13 protein-coding genes and 2 rRNA genes (1 of these 15 running past the window's edge) are annotated in these 17,111 nt (G+C 64.1%); all 15 read left to right on the top strand.

All coding sequences use genetic code 11. The annotated features are described in order from the left end of the window. Positions 1-2,638 (top strand): 23S ribosomal RNA (locus tag ACT7DK_RS15450) (it extends 253 nt beyond the left edge of the window). A 79-nt stretch (positions 2,639-2,717) separates the two neighbouring features. Then, positions 2,718-2,832 (top strand): 5S ribosomal RNA (gene rrf, locus ACT7DK_RS15445). 349 nt (positions 2,833-3,181) lie between these two features. Next, the gene (locus ACT7DK_RS15440; RefSeq protein WP_445400689.1) at positions 3,182-4,192 is read left to right on the top strand and encodes a TRAP transporter substrate-binding protein; all 1,011 of its coding nucleotides are present in this window, start codon (positions 3,182-3,184) and stop codon (positions 4,190-4,192) included. Beyond that, positions 4,189-4,749 (top strand): TRAP transporter small permease, encoded by a 561-nt coding sequence (locus ACT7DK_RS15435; RefSeq protein ID WP_445400687.1) that lies wholly within the window; start codon positions 4,189-4,191, stop codon positions 4,747-4,749. Before ACT7DK_RS15440 ends, ACT7DK_RS15435 begins: the two co-directional genes overlap by 4 nt. Next, entirely contained in the window at positions 4,746-6,026 is a 1,281-nt protein-coding gene (locus ACT7DK_RS15430) for a TRAP transporter large permease (RefSeq protein WP_445400685.1), read from the top strand. Before ACT7DK_RS15435 ends, ACT7DK_RS15430 begins: the two co-directional genes overlap by 4 nt. Positions 6,027-6,059: 33 nt before the next feature. Then, positions 6,060-6,791: a maleate cis-trans isomerase family protein gene (locus tag ACT7DK_RS15425; protein ID WP_445400683.1), complete on the top strand. Its 732-nt coding sequence runs from the start codon at positions 6,060-6,062 to the stop codon at positions 6,789-6,791. Positions 6,792-6,956: 165 nt separating this feature from the next. Beyond that, a complete protein-coding gene (locus ACT7DK_RS15420; protein WP_094041097.1) occupies positions 6,957-7,652 on the top strand; it encodes a GntR family transcriptional regulator in 696 nt (231 codons plus the stop codon). A 337-nt stretch (positions 7,653-7,989) separates the two neighbouring features. Then, positions 7,990-9,411 carry a dihydropyrimidinase gene (gene hydA, locus ACT7DK_RS15415; protein ID WP_445400681.1) on the top strand — a complete coding sequence of 474 codons (1,422 nt, stop codon included), beginning with the start codon at positions 7,990-7,992 and terminating at the stop codon, positions 9,409-9,411. A gap of 80 nt (positions 9,412-9,491) precedes the next feature. Next, positions 9,492-10,658 carry a pyridoxal-phosphate-dependent aminotransferase family protein gene (locus ACT7DK_RS15410; protein ID WP_445400679.1) on the top strand — a complete coding sequence of 389 codons (1,167 nt, stop codon included), beginning with the start codon at positions 9,492-9,494 and terminating at the stop codon, positions 10,656-10,658. Positions 10,659-10,732: 74 nt separating this feature from the next. Then, a complete protein-coding gene (locus ACT7DK_RS15405) occupies positions 10,733-11,767 on the top strand; it encodes a TRAP transporter substrate-binding protein (RefSeq protein ID WP_445400677.1) in 1,035 nt (344 codons plus the stop codon). 54 nt (positions 11,768-11,821) lie between these two features. Continuing rightward, entirely contained in the window at positions 11,822-12,430 is a 609-nt protein-coding gene (locus ACT7DK_RS15400; protein WP_445400675.1) for a TRAP transporter small permease subunit, read from the top strand. Beyond that, positions 12,427-13,716 carry a TRAP transporter large permease gene (locus ACT7DK_RS15395; RefSeq protein WP_106730604.1) on the top strand — a complete coding sequence of 430 codons (1,290 nt, stop codon included), beginning with the start codon at positions 12,427-12,429 and terminating at the stop codon, positions 13,714-13,716. Before ACT7DK_RS15400 ends, ACT7DK_RS15395 begins: the two co-directional genes overlap by 4 nt. Next, on the top strand, positions 13,695-15,119 hold the full coding sequence (locus tag ACT7DK_RS15390) for an amidase (RefSeq protein WP_445400672.1): 1,425 nt from the start codon (positions 13,695-13,697) through the stop codon (positions 15,117-15,119). The genes ACT7DK_RS15395 and ACT7DK_RS15390 overlap by 22 nt, the downstream gene beginning before the upstream one ends. 5 nt (positions 15,120-15,124) lie before the next feature. Further along, positions 15,125-15,892 carry a 2-keto-4-pentenoate hydratase gene (locus tag ACT7DK_RS15385; RefSeq protein ID WP_445400670.1) on the top strand — a complete coding sequence of 256 codons (768 nt, stop codon included), beginning with the start codon at positions 15,125-15,127 and terminating at the stop codon, positions 15,890-15,892. A 40-nt stretch (positions 15,893-15,932) separates the two neighbouring features. Next, positions 15,933-16,883: a bile acid:sodium symporter gene (locus tag ACT7DK_RS15380; RefSeq protein ID WP_445402374.1), complete on the top strand. Its 951-nt coding sequence runs from the start codon at positions 15,933-15,935 to the stop codon at positions 16,881-16,883. Positions 16,884-17,111 lie beyond the last annotated feature (228 nt).

Genomic DNA, 17,111 nt, shown 5'->3' with positions numbered 1-17,111 from the left:
AACGGGGGCCAGCCCTTAAGCAGCATTGGCGGTAGTGGAACGGCCCTGGAAAGGCCGGCCATAGTGGGTGATAGCCCCGTACACCAAACCGCCCTTGTTGTGAAATCGAGTAGGACGGGACACGTGTTATCCTGTCTGAACATGGGGGGACCATCCTCCAAGGCTAAATACTCCTGACTGACCGATAGTGAACCAGTACCGTGAGGGAAAGGCGAAAAGAACCCCTGTGAGGGGAGTGAAATAGAACCTGAAACCGTGCACGTACAAGCAGTGGAAGCCGACTTGTTCGGTGACTGCGTACCTTTTGTATAATGGGTCAGCGACTTACTTTTAGTAGCAAGGTTAACCGTATAGGGGAGCCGTAGGGAAACCGAGTCTTAACTGGGCGATGAGTTGCTAGGAGTAGACCCGAAACCCGGTGATCTAGCCATGGGCAGGTTGAAGGTTGAGTAACATCAACTGGAGGACCGAACCCACTAACGTTGCAAAGTTAGGGGATGACCTGTGGCTGGGGGTGAAAGGCCAATCAAACCGGGAGATAGCTGGTTCTCCCCGAAAGCTATTTAGGTAGCGCCTCGGACTTATACTACTGGGGGTAGAGCACTGTTTGGGCTAGGGGGTCATCCCGACTTACCAACCCCATGCAAACTCCGAATACCAGTAAGTACTATCCGGGAGACACACGGCGGGTGCTAACGTCCGTCGTGAAGAGGGAAACAACCCAGACCGCCGGCTAAGGTCCCCAAGTTCTGGTTAAGTGGGAAACGAGGTGGGAAGGCTCAGACAGCCAGGATGTTGGCTTAGAAGCAGCCATCATTTAAAGAAAGCGTAATAGCTCACTGGTCGAGTCGGCCTGCGCGGAAGATGTAACGGGGCTAAACCAGGCACCGAAGCCGCGGATTCAGAATTTATTCTGAGTGGTAGGGGAGCGTTCTGTAAGTCTGCGAAGGTGTGTCGTGAGGCATGCTGGAGATATCAGAAGTGCGAATGCTGACATGAGTAACGATAAAGGGGGTGAAAAACCTCCTCGCCGGAAGACCAAGGGTTCCTGTCCAACGTTAATCGGGGCAGGGTGAGTCGGCCCCTAAGGCGAGGGCGAAAGCCGTAGTCGATGGGAAACGGGTTAATATTCCCGTACTGACACACATTGCGATGGGGGGACGGAGAAGGCTAGATGGGCCAGGCGTTGGTAGTCCTGGTGAAAGGGTGTAGGTGGTGCGTTTAGGCAAATCCGGACGCACAACACTGAGACCCGAGACGAAGTCACCACGGTGACGAAGTCATTGATGCCCGGCTTCCAGGAAAAGCCTCTAAGCTTCAGATGTGTGTGAACCGTACCCCAAACCGACACAGGTGGTCGGGTAGAGAATACCAAGGCGCTTGAGAGAACTCGGGTGAAGGAACTAGGCAAAATAGTACCGTAACTTCGGGAGAAGGTACGCTGGAGCGGGTGAAGTCCCTTGCGGATGGAGCCTGAGCCAGTCGCAGTGACCAGGTGGCTGGGACTGTTTATCAAAAACACAGCACTGTGCAAACTCGTAAGAGGACGTATACGGTGTGACACCTGCCCGGTGCCGGAAGGTTAATTGATGGGGTTAGCCGCAAGGTGAAGCTCTTGATCGAAGCCCCGGTAAACGGCGGCCGTAACTATAACGGTCCTAAGGTAGCGAAATTCCTTGTCGGGTAAGTTCCGACCTGCACGAATGGTGTAACCATGGCCACGCTGTCTCCACCCGAGACTCAGTGAAATTGAAATCGCCGTGAAGATGCGGTGTACCCGCGGCTAGACGGAAAGACCCCGTGAACCTTTACTATAGCTTGGCACTGAACATTGACCCTACATGTGTAGGATAGGTGGGAGGCTGTGAAGCGGTGACGCCAGTTGCCGTGGAGCCGACCTTGAAATACCACCCTTGTATGTTTGATGTTCTAACGTAGGCCCCTAATCGGGGTTGCGGACAGTGCCTGGTGGGTAGTTTGACTGGGGCGGTCTCCTCCCAAAGCGTAACGGAGGAGCACGAAGGTTGGCTAAGTACGGTCGGACATCGTACGGTTAGTGCAATGGCATAAGCCAGCTTAACTGCGAGACGGACAGGTCGAGCAGGTGCGAAAGCAGGTCATAGTGATCCGGTGGTTCTGAATGGAAGGGCCATCGCTCAACGGATAAAAGGTACTCCGGGGATAACAGGCTGATACCGCCCAAGAGTTCATATCGACGGCGGTGTTTGGCACCTCGATGTCGGCTCATCACATCCTGGGGCTGAAGTCGGTCCCAAGGGTATGGCTGTTCGCCATTTAAAGTGGTACGCGAGCTGGGTTCAGAACGTCGTGAGACAGTTCGGTCCCTATCTGCCGTGGGCGTTGGATGATTGAGGGGGGTTGCTCCTAGTACGAGAGGACCGGAGTGAACGAACCGCTGGTGTTCGGGTTGTCATGCCAATGGCACTGCCCGGTAGCTAAGTTCGGAATCGATAACCGCTGAAAGCATCTAAGCGGGAAGCGAGCCCCGAGATGAGTCATCCCAGAGGTCTAGAACCTCCTGAAGGGCCGTCCGAGACTAGGACGTAGATAGGCAGGGTGTGGAAGCGTAGCGATACGTGCAGCTAACCTGTACTAATGACCCGTGCGGCTTAACCATACAACACCCAAGAAGTGTGAGACCTTGCAGGTCGAGAACGAATTCATCGAAGACAGCTTTTCCGGATTACCAGTTTATGCCTGGCGGCGATAGCGTTGTGGTCCCACCTGACCCCATGCCGAACTCAGAAGTGAAACGCACCCGCGCCGATGATAGTGTGGCAGCTGCCATGTGAAAGTAGGTCACTGCCAGGCACCCAAATTAGAAAACCCCGATACGCAAGTGTCGGGGTTTTTTGCGTTTGCGGCCGGACTGTACCACCTGCCGCGCACGTCCCTGGATTCTAATTTTCCTGAGTACTCATCTTGAATCGGGAGGCTTCTTCCCGGCTGTGAGCCATGCGATCTGGATCACGGTTACATTAACCTCTCCTTTTCTATTAGTTCTTATTATTTACTTTAAATTCATATTGTTAGCTTTTTTCCTGACACGCTTGTCAACTCTTTACAGAGATTAGCCATTGCCAAGTTTGTTAATGGAATGTATATATAATTATGAATTCATAATGATGTTGGCGGCAACATCAAACCCGAGGAGAAGGCAATGGATAGCAATGTACACTCTTTTGGTCACAATTTTAAAAAGAGTTTGTTAACGGTGGTGCTGGGGGCCGGCCTCTTTGCCGGGACGGCGGGGGCCGAGACCCTGAGGGTGGCGGGCAACTTCGCCGCCGATCACTCCAGCAGCCTGGCGATGGAAGTGTTCAAGCAGGAAGTGGAAACGGCGACCGAAGGGGACATCAAGGTGCACCTGTTTCCGGCCATGCAGCTGGGCGGTGCTTCCGAAAATGTGGATCAGGTGCGCTCCGGGGTACTGAGCATGACCTGGATCGGGGTTTCCTTCCTGTCCCGTACCGTGCCCGAGCTGGAGGCAGTCAGCCTGCCTTTCGTATTCAAGGACAGGGAAACCGCGTTCAGGGTGATCGACGGCCGGGTCGGCGAGCTGCTCAACGACAAGCTGGCGGACAAGGGCTTTGTCGCCCTGGGCTTTATGGAGCTGGGTCCACGCCATATCACCAACAGCGTCAGGCCCATCGACTCCATCGATGATTTCGAGGGGCTCAAGATCCGTCTGCAACCGAACGAAACCCATCTCAAGACCTTCCGTGCCCTGGGCGCCAGCCCGACCTCCATGGGCATCAACGAAGTCTATTCCGCCCTGCAGCAGAAGGTGATCGACGGCCAGGAAAACCCCTTCAGCATTATCCGCAAGAACAACTACCAGGAAGTACAGCAGTACCTGACCGACACCGGCCACTTCTTCGACTTCATCGTGGTGGTGGCCAACAAGAAGCGCTTCGACAAGCTCTCGGCCGAAGAGCAGCAGCTGCTGCGCGACGCCATGGCCAAGGCGGTGCAGTGGCAGCGGGAAAAAGCGGCGGAAGAGGATCTGCAGTCCCGGGAGCAGCTGGTGGCCGCCGGCATGCAGCTGAACCAGGTCAGCCCCGAGCTCTACCAACAGATGCAGCAGCAGACCGCCGGAATCATCGAGGAGCTGAAAACGCGCCTGGGTGACGAACTGGTCGATGCGGTGCTGGAGGGTGCCAAGTCATGAAAGCCGGTCATTCCGAGCAGGCCGGCATGCTGAGCGGGCCTTCGCCCCTGCCTTCGCCGGCCGCGGCCCTGCGCCGCTGCCTACTGGGGCTGGACGGGCTGTCCCGTTACGCCATCTGTACCAGCATGGCGATCATGGTGCTGCTGGTATCGGCCCAGGTGTTCTGCCGTTATGTCTTGTCCGAGTCCATCGACTGGGCCGACGAAATGTCCCGCCTGGCCTTCGTGTGGGCGGTGTTCCTCGCCATTCCCCATGGCCTGAAGCAGGGTGTCCATGTGGGCATCGACGTGCTCACCAACCGGCTGCCGGCCCGGCTGCAGGAAGGGCTGGCCCGGCTGATGCTGCTGGTCAGCGGCGTGCTGATGGTGGTGGTGTGCTACCAGTCGGTGCTGGTGGCCATCGACGGCTGGGGCGAGTTGATGCCGACGGTGCCGGTGAGTGCGGCGGTGTTCTATGTGCCGGTGATGCTGAGCTGCGGCCATGCCCTGCTGCACCTGCTGTTCATGGCCTGGCAGGGCACCCATGTCTGGGCCGACGATGAGGAGGACGCAGCATGACCACCCTGGCGATTATCACCTTCCTGATCCTGGCGCTGCTGGGCATGCCGCTCGCCTTCGCCCTCGGGCTGGCGGCCCTCGGCGGCCTGGCCTACAGCGGCATCGAGCTGTCGGTCATGCCCCAACGCATGATGCACGCGGTCAACTCCTTTCCGCTGATGGCGATTCCGCTGTTCATGCTGGCGGGCGAGCTGATGGTCGGCGGCCAGGTGATGCAGCGCACCATCGACTTCGCCAATGCCTTCGTCGGCCGGGTCAAGGGCGGGCTGGCCCATGTCACCCTGCTGTCCGGGCTGGGCCTGGCCTCGGTGACCGGTGCCGCCGTGGCGGGCGCCAGCGCCCTGGGCACCACCATGATGCCGGCAATGAAAAAGCATTACGACGCGGGCTTCGGCTCGGCGGTGGTGGCGTCCGCCTCCAACCTGGGGCCCATCATTCCCCCCAGTGCGGCGATGATCGTCTACGCCCTGATGGCCGGCTCCTCGGTGTCGGTGGGCGGCCTGTTCATGGCCGGCGTGGTGCCCGGCATCCTGCTGGTGGTGGGCATGATGGCGCTGTCGAGCTGGATTGCGCACCGCAAGGGCTATGCGCCCACCGGCGAGCCCTTCAGCCTGAAGAACCTGCTGCTGCAAACCCGGCGGGCAGGGGCCATCATGCTGATGCCGGTGGTGGTGATCGGAGGCATCGTCGGCGGTGTCTTTACCGCCACCGAAGGCGCGGCCATCGCGGTGATCTACGCCTTTGTCATCGGCAAGTGGGTGACCCGCAAGCTGGCCTGGGTCGATCTGCCGGGCTGCATGTTCCGGGCGGCACTGACTTCGGCCGTGGTCGGCGCCCTTATCGCCTTCGCCACGCCGCTGACCTTCCTGTTCACCATCGACCTGATCCCGCTGCGGCTGTCGGCATTCATCCAGGCGCTGACCGACAATCCCCATCTGTTCCTGGCGCTGGTGATGGCCATGCTGCTGGTGGTGGGCATGTTCCTGGAGTCGAACGCAGCCTACATCATGCTGGTGCCGCTGTTCGCCCCCATCGCCCTGGCCTACGGCATAGACCCGCTCTACTTCGGGTTCCTGTTCGTGTTCAACCTGGTGATCGGCATGATGACGCCGCCGGTCGGGGTGCTGCTGTTCGTGATGTGTGGTATCGCCAAGATCCCCATGTCCCAGTTGCTGCGCTACGTCTGGCCCTTTATTGCCCTGCAGTACCTGGTGCTGGTGTTGTGCTGGATTTTCCCCGGGATAGTGACGGCCCTGCCGCGCGCCCTGGGTTATTGATGACTTACTGTGATGACTAACAAGGAGCAAGTGATGACTGATCGTACTTTATTGGGTGTGCTGACCCCTTCTTCCAATACCACCCTGGAGCCGGTCACCGCCGACATACTGCACGGCGTGAACGGCGTCAGCGCCCATTTCGGCCGGCTCAAGGTGACCGAGATCTCGCTCACCGACCAGGCCCTGAGCCAGTTCGACAACGAGCCCTTCCTGCAGGCCTCCCGGCTGCTGGCGGATGCCCGGGTGCAGTCCATTACCTGGAGCGGAACCTCTTCCGGCTGGCGGGGATTCCAGGACGATGAGATCCTGTGCCGGGCCATTACCGAGGCCACCGGCATTCCGGCCACCACCTCGGTGCTGGCGCTGAACGAGCTGTTCGCCATCACCGGGGTCAAGCGCTTCGGTCTGGTCACCCCCTATCTGCACGAGGTGCAGCAAAAGGTGATCAACACCTATGCCGCCGCCGGTTACGAGTGTGTGGCCGAACGCCACCTCAACGACAGGGGCAACTTCTCCTTCTCGGAGGTGAGCGAAGCCACCATAGCGGAGATGATCCGCGCCGTGGCCCGCGAACAGCGATGCGACGCCATCACCGTCTTCTGTACCAACCTGCGCGGTGCCCGGGTGGCGGCGGATCTGGAGCAGGAGCTTGGCATTCCCATCTACGACACCGTGTCCACCGGGGTGTGGAAGGGCATGTTGCTGGCCGACCGGGATCCCGCCCAGGTCAAAAACTGGGGCAATTTATTTTCACTTAAGCCATAATTATATATTATGTAATGCAGAGCCCCGGCCGGTCCGGGGCTTTCACGCTGGCAGGCCGGGGGCGAACAAGACCGGGATCACCCTTGCGGGGTCCGGACGTATCGCTTTTAGCGGCAACAGATTAAGGTAAGCGGCCTAGAAAGCAATAACAACAGGAGCACGATGATGGCTACAGCAATCAATACCCTGGGGAGAAACTCTCTGCGTCGTCGTTCGCTGCACGAAGAGGTGGCCGATTGCGTCCGCACCATGATCATCGAGGGCGAGCTCAAGGAAGGGGAGCGCATCAACGAGCCGGCGCTGTGCAAGCAGCTGGACATTTCCCGCACCCCCCTGCGGGAGGCGCTGAAGGTGCTCAACTCGGAAGGCATGGTCACCATAGAGCCGAACCGGGGCGCCCGGGTGTCGACCATTACCCCCGAGGAAATCCGCGAACATTTTGAAGTGATCTGTTCCCTGGAGCGCCGGGCCGCCGAGCTGGCCGCCCAGCGAGCCACCGAGGCGGAGCTGACCCGGCTGGGGCAGCTGCAGGACAAGCTGGAGCAATACCACCAGGAGCAGGATAAGCACCAGTATTTCGAGATCAACCAGCATATCCACCGGCTGATCATCGAGCTGGCCGGCAACGAGACCCTGACCCAGCTGCACCACCAGCTGATGAACCGGGTCAGCCGTGGCCGCTACCTGGCCATCGGCTTTCATCACCGCTGGGAAGAATCGGTGACCGAGCACCGGGCACTGCTGGAGGCGCTGCAGGCGCGGGACGGCGAGCGGGCCGGCCGCATCCTGGCCGAGCATGTGATGCATACCGGCGATCTGCTGGTCAGGGAGCTGGAAGACAAGCAGCAACGGCTCGGCTGAGCACCGCGACAGGGTCTGTGGCCAGGCCCTGAGCATCCCGTTTTTTCCCTTCTCCCACACTTCCTCACCTGCCCTTTGGCCGCCAGCGCTTCACCAGCGAGGTGTCAATCTGCACACGCCGGCGTCTTTCCCTCCTTCATCTCCTTTTGATCCCATTGGCCGTTATGCCAGCCCTGCCGTTTTATCACCGGATTTAACTTAATTTTTACATTTTGAGATCTTCTTCACATTAACCTTTCCCGGGGTTTGAATACGGTGCACATGGATGATTAATTACGCATACATAATTATGAATTAAAGATTCATACAGCAATACACCGACAGGGAGGAAGGAGTCATGTCCGAGTTTGATCTGGTGATCCGCAATGGCCGCATCGCCACCGCGGCCGACATCACCGACTGTGATCTGGGGATCCGCGACGGCCGCATCGTGGCCATGAGCCTGAACCTGGCGCCGGGGCGGGAAGAGCTGGACGCCAGCGGCCTGCTGGTGCTGCCAGGCGGGGTCGACGGCCACTGTCATCTGGACCAGCCGATGCCGGACGGCCTGCGCATGGCGGATGACTTTTTCACCGGCACCCGCTCCGCCGCCTGCGGCGGCACCACCACGGTGATGCCCTTCGCCGCCCAGGAAAAGGGCCAGTCGCTGAAGGCGGCGGTGGCAGACTACCACCGCCGGGCCGAGGGCAAGGCGGTGATCGACTACGCCTTCCACCTGATCGTGAGCGACCCCACCGAGACGGTGTTGAAGGAAGAGCTGCCGGAACTGATCCGCCAGGGCTGCACCTCGTTCAAGATCTACATGACCTACGACGACCTCAAGCTCAACGACGGCCAGATCCTGGACGTGCTGGCGGTGGCCCGGGCCGAGGGCGCCATGGCGATGATCCATGCGGAAAACGCCGACTGCATCAGCTGGCTGACCCGGCGCCTGCTGGATGCCGGCCACAGGGCGCCGCGCTTCCATGCCGCCGCCCGGCCCATGCTGGTGGAGCGGGAAGCCACCCACAGGGCCATCGCCCTGTCCGAGCTGGTGGACGTGCCCATCCTGATCGTGCACGTGTCCGGCGCCGAGGCGGTGGAGCAGATCCGCTGGGCGCGCAGCCACGGCATCAGCATCTATGCGGAAACCTGCCCCCAGTACCTGTTCCTCACCGCCGAGGATCTGGGGCTGGACGGCTACGAGGGCGCCAAGTGCGTGTGCAGCCCGCCGCCCCGGGATCAGGCCAACCAGCAGGTGATCTGGGACGGGCTGGAAGACGGCCTGTTCACCATCTTCTCCTCGGACCACGCGCCCTTCCGCTACGACGATCCCCAGGGCAAGAAGCCGAACGGCGAGGAAGTCGCCTTCCCCTACATCCCCAACGGCATCCCCGGGCTGGAAACCCGGCTGCCGCTGCTGTTCTCGGAAGGGGTGAACAAGGGCCGCATCAGCCTCAACCGCTTCGTGGAGCTGACCGCCACCAACCCGGCCAAGCTGTACGGCCTCTATCCGCAGAAGGGCAGCATAGCGGTGGGCGCGGACGCGGACATCGCGCTCTGGGACCCGAACCGGAAGGTCACCATCCGCAACGAGCTGCTGCACCATGACGTGGATTACACCCCCTACGAGGGCCGCACCGTCACCGGCTGGCCGGTGCTGACCCTGAGCCGGGGCAGGGTGGTGTGGCGGGACGGCGAGATGCTGGGCCAGGCCGGCCAGGGCCGCTTCCTGCCCTGTGGCAAGCCGGAGATGGCCAAACCCAAGGTGCGTTACTGAACGGATACGGAGTATTTCGGGCCCACGGGCCCCTGGCGGAGGCAGTACCTCCATCATCAAGGCAGTTCAAGGAGTGAGACATGTCATACAAGAGCGGGCGTCACTTTCTGCAGATCCCCGGGCCCTCACCGGTACCGGACCGGATACTGCGCGCCATGGACAACCCGGTGATCGACCACCGGGGGCCCGAGTTCGCCGAACTGGGCCAGGCGGTACTGGCGGGCATCAAGCGCATCTTCAAGACCGAGAGCCCGGTGGTGATCTATCCCGCCTCCGGCACCGGGGCCTGGGAGGCGGCGCTGGTCAACACCCTGAGCCCCGGCGACCGGGTGCTGATGTGCGAAACCGGCCAGTTCGCCACCCTCTGGCACGAGCTGGCCAGCAAGCTCGGGCTGGAGGTGGAGTTCATCCCCGGCGACTGGCGCCACGGCGCCGATCCGCAGGCCATCGCCGAGCGCCTGCGCCGGGACGACGGCCACCAGATCCAGGCGGTGTGCGTGGTGCACAACGAAACCTCCACCGGGGTGACCAGCCGCATCGGCGATATTCGCCGGGCCATCGACGACACCGGCCATCCGGCGCTGTTCATGGTGGACACCATCTCCGGCCTGGCCTCGGCGGATTACCGCCATGACGAGTGGGGGGTGGACGTCACCGTCTCCGGCTCCCAGAAGGGCCTGATGCTGCCGCCGGGCATCAGCTTCAACGCCCTGAGCGACAAGGCCCTGGCGCGCGCCAAACAGGCCCGGTTGCCCAGGTCCTATTGGGACTGGGGCGCCATGCTGGCCAGCAACGCCACCGGCTACTTCCCCTACACCCCGGCCACCAACCTGCTGTACGGCCTGAAGGAAGCCATCCATATGCTGGAGGTGGAGGGGCTGGACCACGTCTTCGCCCGCCACCAGCGCCATGCCGAGGCCACCCGCCGGGCGGTGCAGGCCTGGGGCCTGGAGGTGCTCTGCCTCAACCCGGCCGAGCACAGCCCGGTGCTGACCACTGTGCTGCTGCCCGAGGGCCACGACGCCGACCGGCTACGCCGGCTGATCCTGGAGCGGTTCGACATGTCGCTCGGCGCCGGCCTCGGCAAGCTCAGGGGCCGGGTGTTCCGCATCGGCCACCTGGGCGCCATCAACGATCTCACCCTGCTCGGCACCCTGGCCGGGGTGGAGATGGGGCTGGCCTGTGCCGGCGTGCCGCACCGGCCCGGCGGCGTGCAGGAAGCCATGCGTTTCCTCGCCGACCGCTGAGCCCGTTTCGGTGGTCCGCCCCGGGCGGGCCACCCCGGATGCAATCCGCATGTTCAAGGAAGGAGTACCTCACGATGAGAAAGTTACTGTTAGCCACCCTGCTCGGCACCACCCTCGCCGGCACCCCGGCCCTGGCCGAAACCATCAACCTCAAGGTGATCGGCCAGCCCCTGGCCACCGGCCTGATCCAGAAGAACAAGGAGCAACCCTTCTTCGAGACCCTGGCGGAAAAGACCGGGCTGCCGCTCAACATCAACTACAAACCGCTGGACACCACCGGCATCAAGGACGTGGAGCAGCTGCGGGTGCTGAAATCCGGCCTGTTCGATCTGATTTCATTGCGCATGTCCCAGGTGTCCCGGGACGAGCCGACCATCCTCGGCCTGGATCTGGTGGGCCTGAACCCGGACTTCCAGCAGGGCCGGCGGGTGGTGGAAGCCTACAAGGACACGGTGGACCAGCGCCTGCAGGAGCGGTTCAACACTAAGCTGCTGGCGGTCTGGCCTTTCGGGCCCCAGGTGCTGTTCTGCAAGCACCCCATCAACAGCCTGGCGGACGTCAAGGGGCTCAAGGTGCGGGTCTATGACCAGAACCTGGCCCAGTTCGTGGAGTCGGTGGGCGGGGTGCCGGTGCCGGTGGCCTTCGGCGACGTGCACCAGAGCCTGGCGCTCGGCATGATCGAATGCGCCATCACCGGCCCCAGCTCCGCCAACTCCGCCGGCTGGCCCGAGGTGACCACCCATATGCTGCCGCTCGGCTTCCAGCTGGCGCTGAACGGCTACGGCATCAACCTCAAGACCTGGAACAAGCTGACCCCGGAGCAGCAGCAGCGGCTGCAGGCGGCCTTCGACGAGCTGAACGACGATATCTGGAGCTATTCGGAAGAGCTGTTCCTGGACGCCAGCCGCTGCAACGTGGGCGCCGAGCCCTGCACCACCGGCACCAAGTATGACCTGGTGGACGTGCCGGTGAGCGAGGCGGATCTGGCCACCCTGGCCAGCACGGTGCAATCCGTGTCCTACCCCACCTGGGCCGAGCAGTGCAATAAAACCAACCCCGACTGTGCCGCCAACTGGCAGCGGGATCTGGCGGATATCGCCGGGCTGTAATGTCCCGGCGCGGGCGGGGTGGTCCCGCCCGCGTCGCTACAAGGAGAGGTTGAAATGAAGCGAATCGAGCAACTGGCCAGCCTGGTGTTCGGCGGTGTCTTTCTGCTGCTGTCGATGCTGATCGCGGTAGAAACCCTGCTGCGCAAATTTTTCAAGGTATCGCTGCAGGGGGTGGACGAACTCAGTGGCTACGCGCTGGCGGTGGGCGCCACCCTGGCCTTTACCATCGCCCTGTTCGGGCGGGCGCACATGCGCATCGACATCTTCCACGAACGGTTGCCGGCGGGGCTGCAGAGCCTGCTCAACTGGCTGTCGGCCCTGTTCATGAGCGGCCTGGGGCTGTTCATGGTGTGGGTGTGCCTGAGCGTGGTGCGCGAGACCCTGGACTACGGCAGCACCTCCCAGACCCCCTGGGCCACGCCGCTGATCTACCCCCAGGGAGTGTGGATAGCGGGGCTTTCGGTGTTCGCCCTGGTGGCCCTGGGCTACGGCCTGCGCGCCAGCTGGCTGCTGGCCAGGGGCGACGCGCCGGCGCTCAACCGGGAGTTCAATCCCAAGGGCGTGAGTGAAGAGCTCAAGGCCGAGCTGGACGACTTCGCCCAGCGCCAGCAACAGGCCAATGACGGCATGACACCGGTATTGGCCGGGGAGGGAGTAAAATGAGCGTCACCACCGTATTTATCGGCTTTTTCGCCATGCTCGGCATGCTGCTGCTGGGCCTGCCCATCGCCGTGGCCATGGCCCTGATCGGGGTGATCGGCGGCCTGATGGTGTTCGGCGGCGCCTTTATCGACTCCATCGGCGCCGTGGTGTGGAGCGTGCACAACGAGGCCCTGCTCACCGCCATCCCGCTGTTCATCCTGCTCGGCGAGCTGCTGCTGCGCAGCGGCATCGCCGACAAGATGTTCCTGGCCATGGCCGCCTGGCTGGGCCGCCTGCCCGGGGGGCTGCTGCACACCAACATCGGCTCCTGCGCCCTGTTCGCCGCCACTTCCGGCTCCTCGGTGGCCACCGCCGCCACCATCGGCACCGTCGCCCTGCCTTCGCTGAAGGAGCGCAACTATTCCATGCGCCAGTCGCTCGGCAGCCTGGCCGCCGGCGGTACCTTAGGCATACTGATCCCGCCCAGCGTCAACATGCTGATCTACGGCTCGCTCACCAACAACTCCATCGGCAAGTTGTTTATGGCGGGGTTGGTGCCCGGCATCCTGCTCAGCCTGCTGTTCATGGTCTATATCGGCTTCGCCAACATGGGCAGCAACAGCGTGCGGGAAGAACGGCTGCCCCTGGCCGAGAAGCTCAGGCTCTCGCGCCACCTGATCCCGCCGGCGGTGGTGTTCGGTATCGTCATGGGCAGCATCTACACCGGCCTGGCCACCGCCACCGAGTCCGCCGCCTTGGGGGTGATGACGGCGCTCTACTTCGCCTGGCGCTCGGGCCGGCTGTCGCTCGCCTTCCTGCAGGAGTGCTTCGTGCAGACCGCGCGCATCACCGGCATGATACTGCTGATCATCACCGCCGCCTTCGTGCTCAACCTGACCATCAGCCTCACCGGGGTGGTGGACGAGCTGACCGCCTGGGTCACCTCCTTCGGGCTCAGCGCCACCGGCCTGCTGCTGCTGCTGATCCTGTTCTACCTGGCGCTCGGCATGTTCATGGACGTGCTGTCGATGCAGGTGCTGACCATTCCCATCACCTATCCCATCGTCACCGCCCTGGGCGTGGATCCCATCTGGTACGGGGTGTTCGTGGTACTGATGTGCGAGCTGGCGCTGATCACCCCGCCGGTGGGCATGAACCTGTTCGTGGTGCAGAGCGTGCGCAAGGACGGCGGCAACATCAGCGACGTGATGTGGGGAGTGGTGCCCTTTATCCTGATCATGATGCTGTTCACCCTGAGCCTGATGATGTTCCCGGAGATCGCCCTATGGCTGCCCAACATGATGTAACCCGGAGCTGGCGTCTGGGCGCCCTGGAGCTGGCGGCGGCCTACGCCGCCGGCACCCTGACCCCGCTGGCGGTGGTCGAGGCGCTGGGCGAACGCATCGCCCGGCTTAACCCGGAACTCAATGCCCTGATCACGATAAATCCGGCCGCCAGGGAGGACGCCGCCGCCGCCACCGCACGCTGGGCCGAGGGCACCCCCCTCAGCCCGCTCGACGGGGTGCCGCTCACGGTCAAGGACCACCTCAACGTCGAGGGCCTGACCACCACCTGGGGCAACCGGGCGCTGGCGGGCCGGATCGCCGAGGAGGACGAATTGGCGGTGGCCCGCTGCCGGGCGGCGGGGCTGGTGATCCTGGGCAAGACCAACGTGCCCGAGTTCACCCTGGAGGGCTATACCGACAACGCCCTGTTCGGGGTGACCCGCAATCCCTGGAACCCGGCGCTGACCCCGGGCGGCTCCAGCGGCGGCGCGGTGGCGGCGGTGGCGGCGGGGCTCTGCCCGCTGGCGCTGGGCACCGACGGCGGCGGCTCCATCCGCCGGCCGGCGTCCCACACCGGCCTGGTGGGGCTCAAGCCCTCCATCGGCGCCGTGGCCCGGGCCGGCAGCCTGCCCCAGGTGATGCTGGACTTCGAGGTGGTGGGCCCGCTGGCGCGCACCGTGGCGGACGCCGAAGCGCTGTACCGCGTCATCGAAGGTCCCGACCGGCGGGATCAGGGCTCCCTGTGGGCCCGTCCGGCGGCCAAAGTCGGGCCGCTGCGGATCCTTTACGTGCCGCGCTTCGGCGAACAGCCGCTGGATCCGGAGATAGCGGAGAGCGTCGAGCGGGCGGTGGCGGTGCTGGAAGGGCTGGGCCACCGGGTGACCCGGGGCGCGCTGCCCTTCGGCCTGGCGGCGGTGGACCGCTTCTGGCCGATGATGGGAGCGGCGGCGGTGGCGGCCATCTTCGATGCCCTGCCACAAGCCGAGCCGGCGGCCGCCGAGCGCTTCCGGGCCCTGGCCGCGCAGGGGCGGCAGCTGCCGGCGGCGGACTACCTGGGCGGCTGGGAGGGCATCCGCCGTTTCCGGGAGCGGGTGAGCCTGGCCTTCGAGGCGGTGGACATCATCATCACCCCCTCGGCGGCGGCACTGCCCTGGCCGGCGACAGAGCCTTATCCGCCGGAGATCGCCGGCCAGGCGGTGGGACCGCGGGGCCACGCCATCTACACCGGCTGGGTCAACGCCTGCGGGCACCCGGCCATCAACCTGCCGGCGCCGCCCTCGGCGGACGGCCTGCCCATCGGCTTCCAGCTGGTGGGCGCTTTCGGCCAGGACGCGCAGCTGCTGCAACTGGCGGCGGACTATGAACGAGCAAACGGACGGGGCTGGCGCTGGCCGGCCCTGGCGGAGCAGACCACGACAGGATGATCAGGATGGAACAACAGGAGATGCAACAGGCGGTGGCATTGGTGCTGGCCGCCTACCGGGGCGGCCAGCAGTTCGACACCCCGGCGGAGGCGGTGGGGCCGCAAACGGTGGCCCAGGCCTACGCCGTCCAGGACGGGGTGGCGCGGGCGCTGTGGCCGGGGCAGCGCACCCGCTGCTGGAAGGTGGGGGCGCCCAACAAGGACAGCGAGGCCTACAGCGCGCCCATCCCGCCCCGACGGGTCCACGCCAGCGGCGCCCGCCTGAGCGGGGATGACTTTCACATGATCGGCATAGAGGCGGAGCTGGCGTTCCGGGTGACCCGCCCCCTGCCGCCCCGGGCCTGCTTGTATGAGGAGGCCGAGGTGCGGGCGGCGCTGGGCGAGCTGTGCGTGACCATCGAGCTGGTGGACACCCGGCTGCGCCAGTGGCAGCAGGCCGGCGCCCTGTGGCGGCTGGCGGACAACCAGATCAACGGGGCGCTGATCGTCGGCGGCGGCATCAGCGACTGGCAGGGGCTCGAGCTGGCGCAACGGCCGCTGGCGCTGACGGTGAACGGCGAGGTGCTGGCCGAGCAGCGCGGTGGCCACCCGCTGGGGGATCCGGCGAGCCTGCTGGGCTGGTCGGTGAACCACCTGGTGGCGCGCAACAAGGGACTGGAGCCCGGGGATCTGATCACCACCGGCAGCTGGACCGGGATGCGCTTTATCGCCCCCGGCGCCGAGGTGTGCGCCCGCTTCCCGGGCATCGGCGAGGCCAGGGTCAGGATAGACTGAGTCTCGCGTCCGTTCCGGGCCGGGCCCGGGTAAGGAGTTCATCATCGCCTGGTTACTTCCCGGCGGCCTCTGCGCCGCCATACTGCTGGCCCTGCTGCTGCCCGGCCCCGGGCTCTGGCTGGCCCAGTGGCAGCCGCTGCCCTGGCTGGTGGCGGTGATCTTCCTGGTCAACGGCCTGCAGAGCCGGCTGCAGGAGCTCAGGCCCGAGCCCGGCTTCGGCCGGGTGTTCCTGGCTGCGCTGGTGATCAGCCTGCTGCTGTCGCCGCTGGTGGGCTGGCTGGTCTACCAGCATGGCGGCCTGGCACCCGGTCTGGCGCTGGGGCTCCTGGTGGTGTCGGTGGTGCCGCCAACGCTCTCGTCCTGCGTGGTGCTGACCCGGCTCAGCGGCGGCCAGGCCCAGTGGTCGCTGTTCATGACCCTGGGACTAAACCTGCTCGGCATCGTCACCATCCCGCTGATGCTGAGCCTGCTGATCGGCCAGGGCGCGGCACTCTCGCCCTGGCCGCTGCTGCACAAGCTGTCATCCATGGTGCTGCTGCCCTTCGTGCTCGGCCTGGTGCTGCGCCAGCTGCTGGGCGGCCTGGTGGTGCGCCGCTGGATGGGGGTGGTGCCGACCCTGAGCGTGGTGATCACCGCCTGGATCACCCTGTCCACCAGCCGGGAGGCGCTGCTGCAGCTGGGCTGGCCGGATCTGCTGGCGCTGGCGGCCTGGTCGCTGCTGCTGCACGGCACCCTGCTGGGGCTGTGCCTGCTGGCGGGGGCCGGGCTCGGGCTGGCCCGGCCGGCCCGGCTGGCGCTGCTGTTCACCGCCGCCCAGAAGACCACGCCGGTGGCGGTGAGCGTGCTGGTGGCGATGAACGCCGCGGGCGGCCTGGCGGTGGTCGGCTGCCTGGTGTTTCACTTCCTGCACATGCTGGCCGACTCCCTGCTGGCCTCGCGCCTGGCTCCCCGGGCGCGGCCCGTCCCGGTGGGCGGCGAGGCCGGCTCATAAGAGCGGCATTGCCCCGGGTAGGGGAACGCACAGCCATGCCGTTCTATTTGGCAGGATACCGGCACCTGACTGGGATGGAGTTCGTGGTTAGATCAAAGGGAGCCATCCCGCTGTTATTGGCTGTGATTCGATATAAGCAATCCTCCCCAGGACCCGAGACCCCGACGCCATAATTAATGCGGACGCTGTTGGAGCCGGCCTTGGACTGGGAGCCGGATGCCGGCGCCA

The organism is Zobellella sp. An-6 (assembly GCF_052487945.1).
Note: the sequence above shows the minus strand (reverse complement) of the source record. Positions and strands in the feature narration are given on the sequence as shown.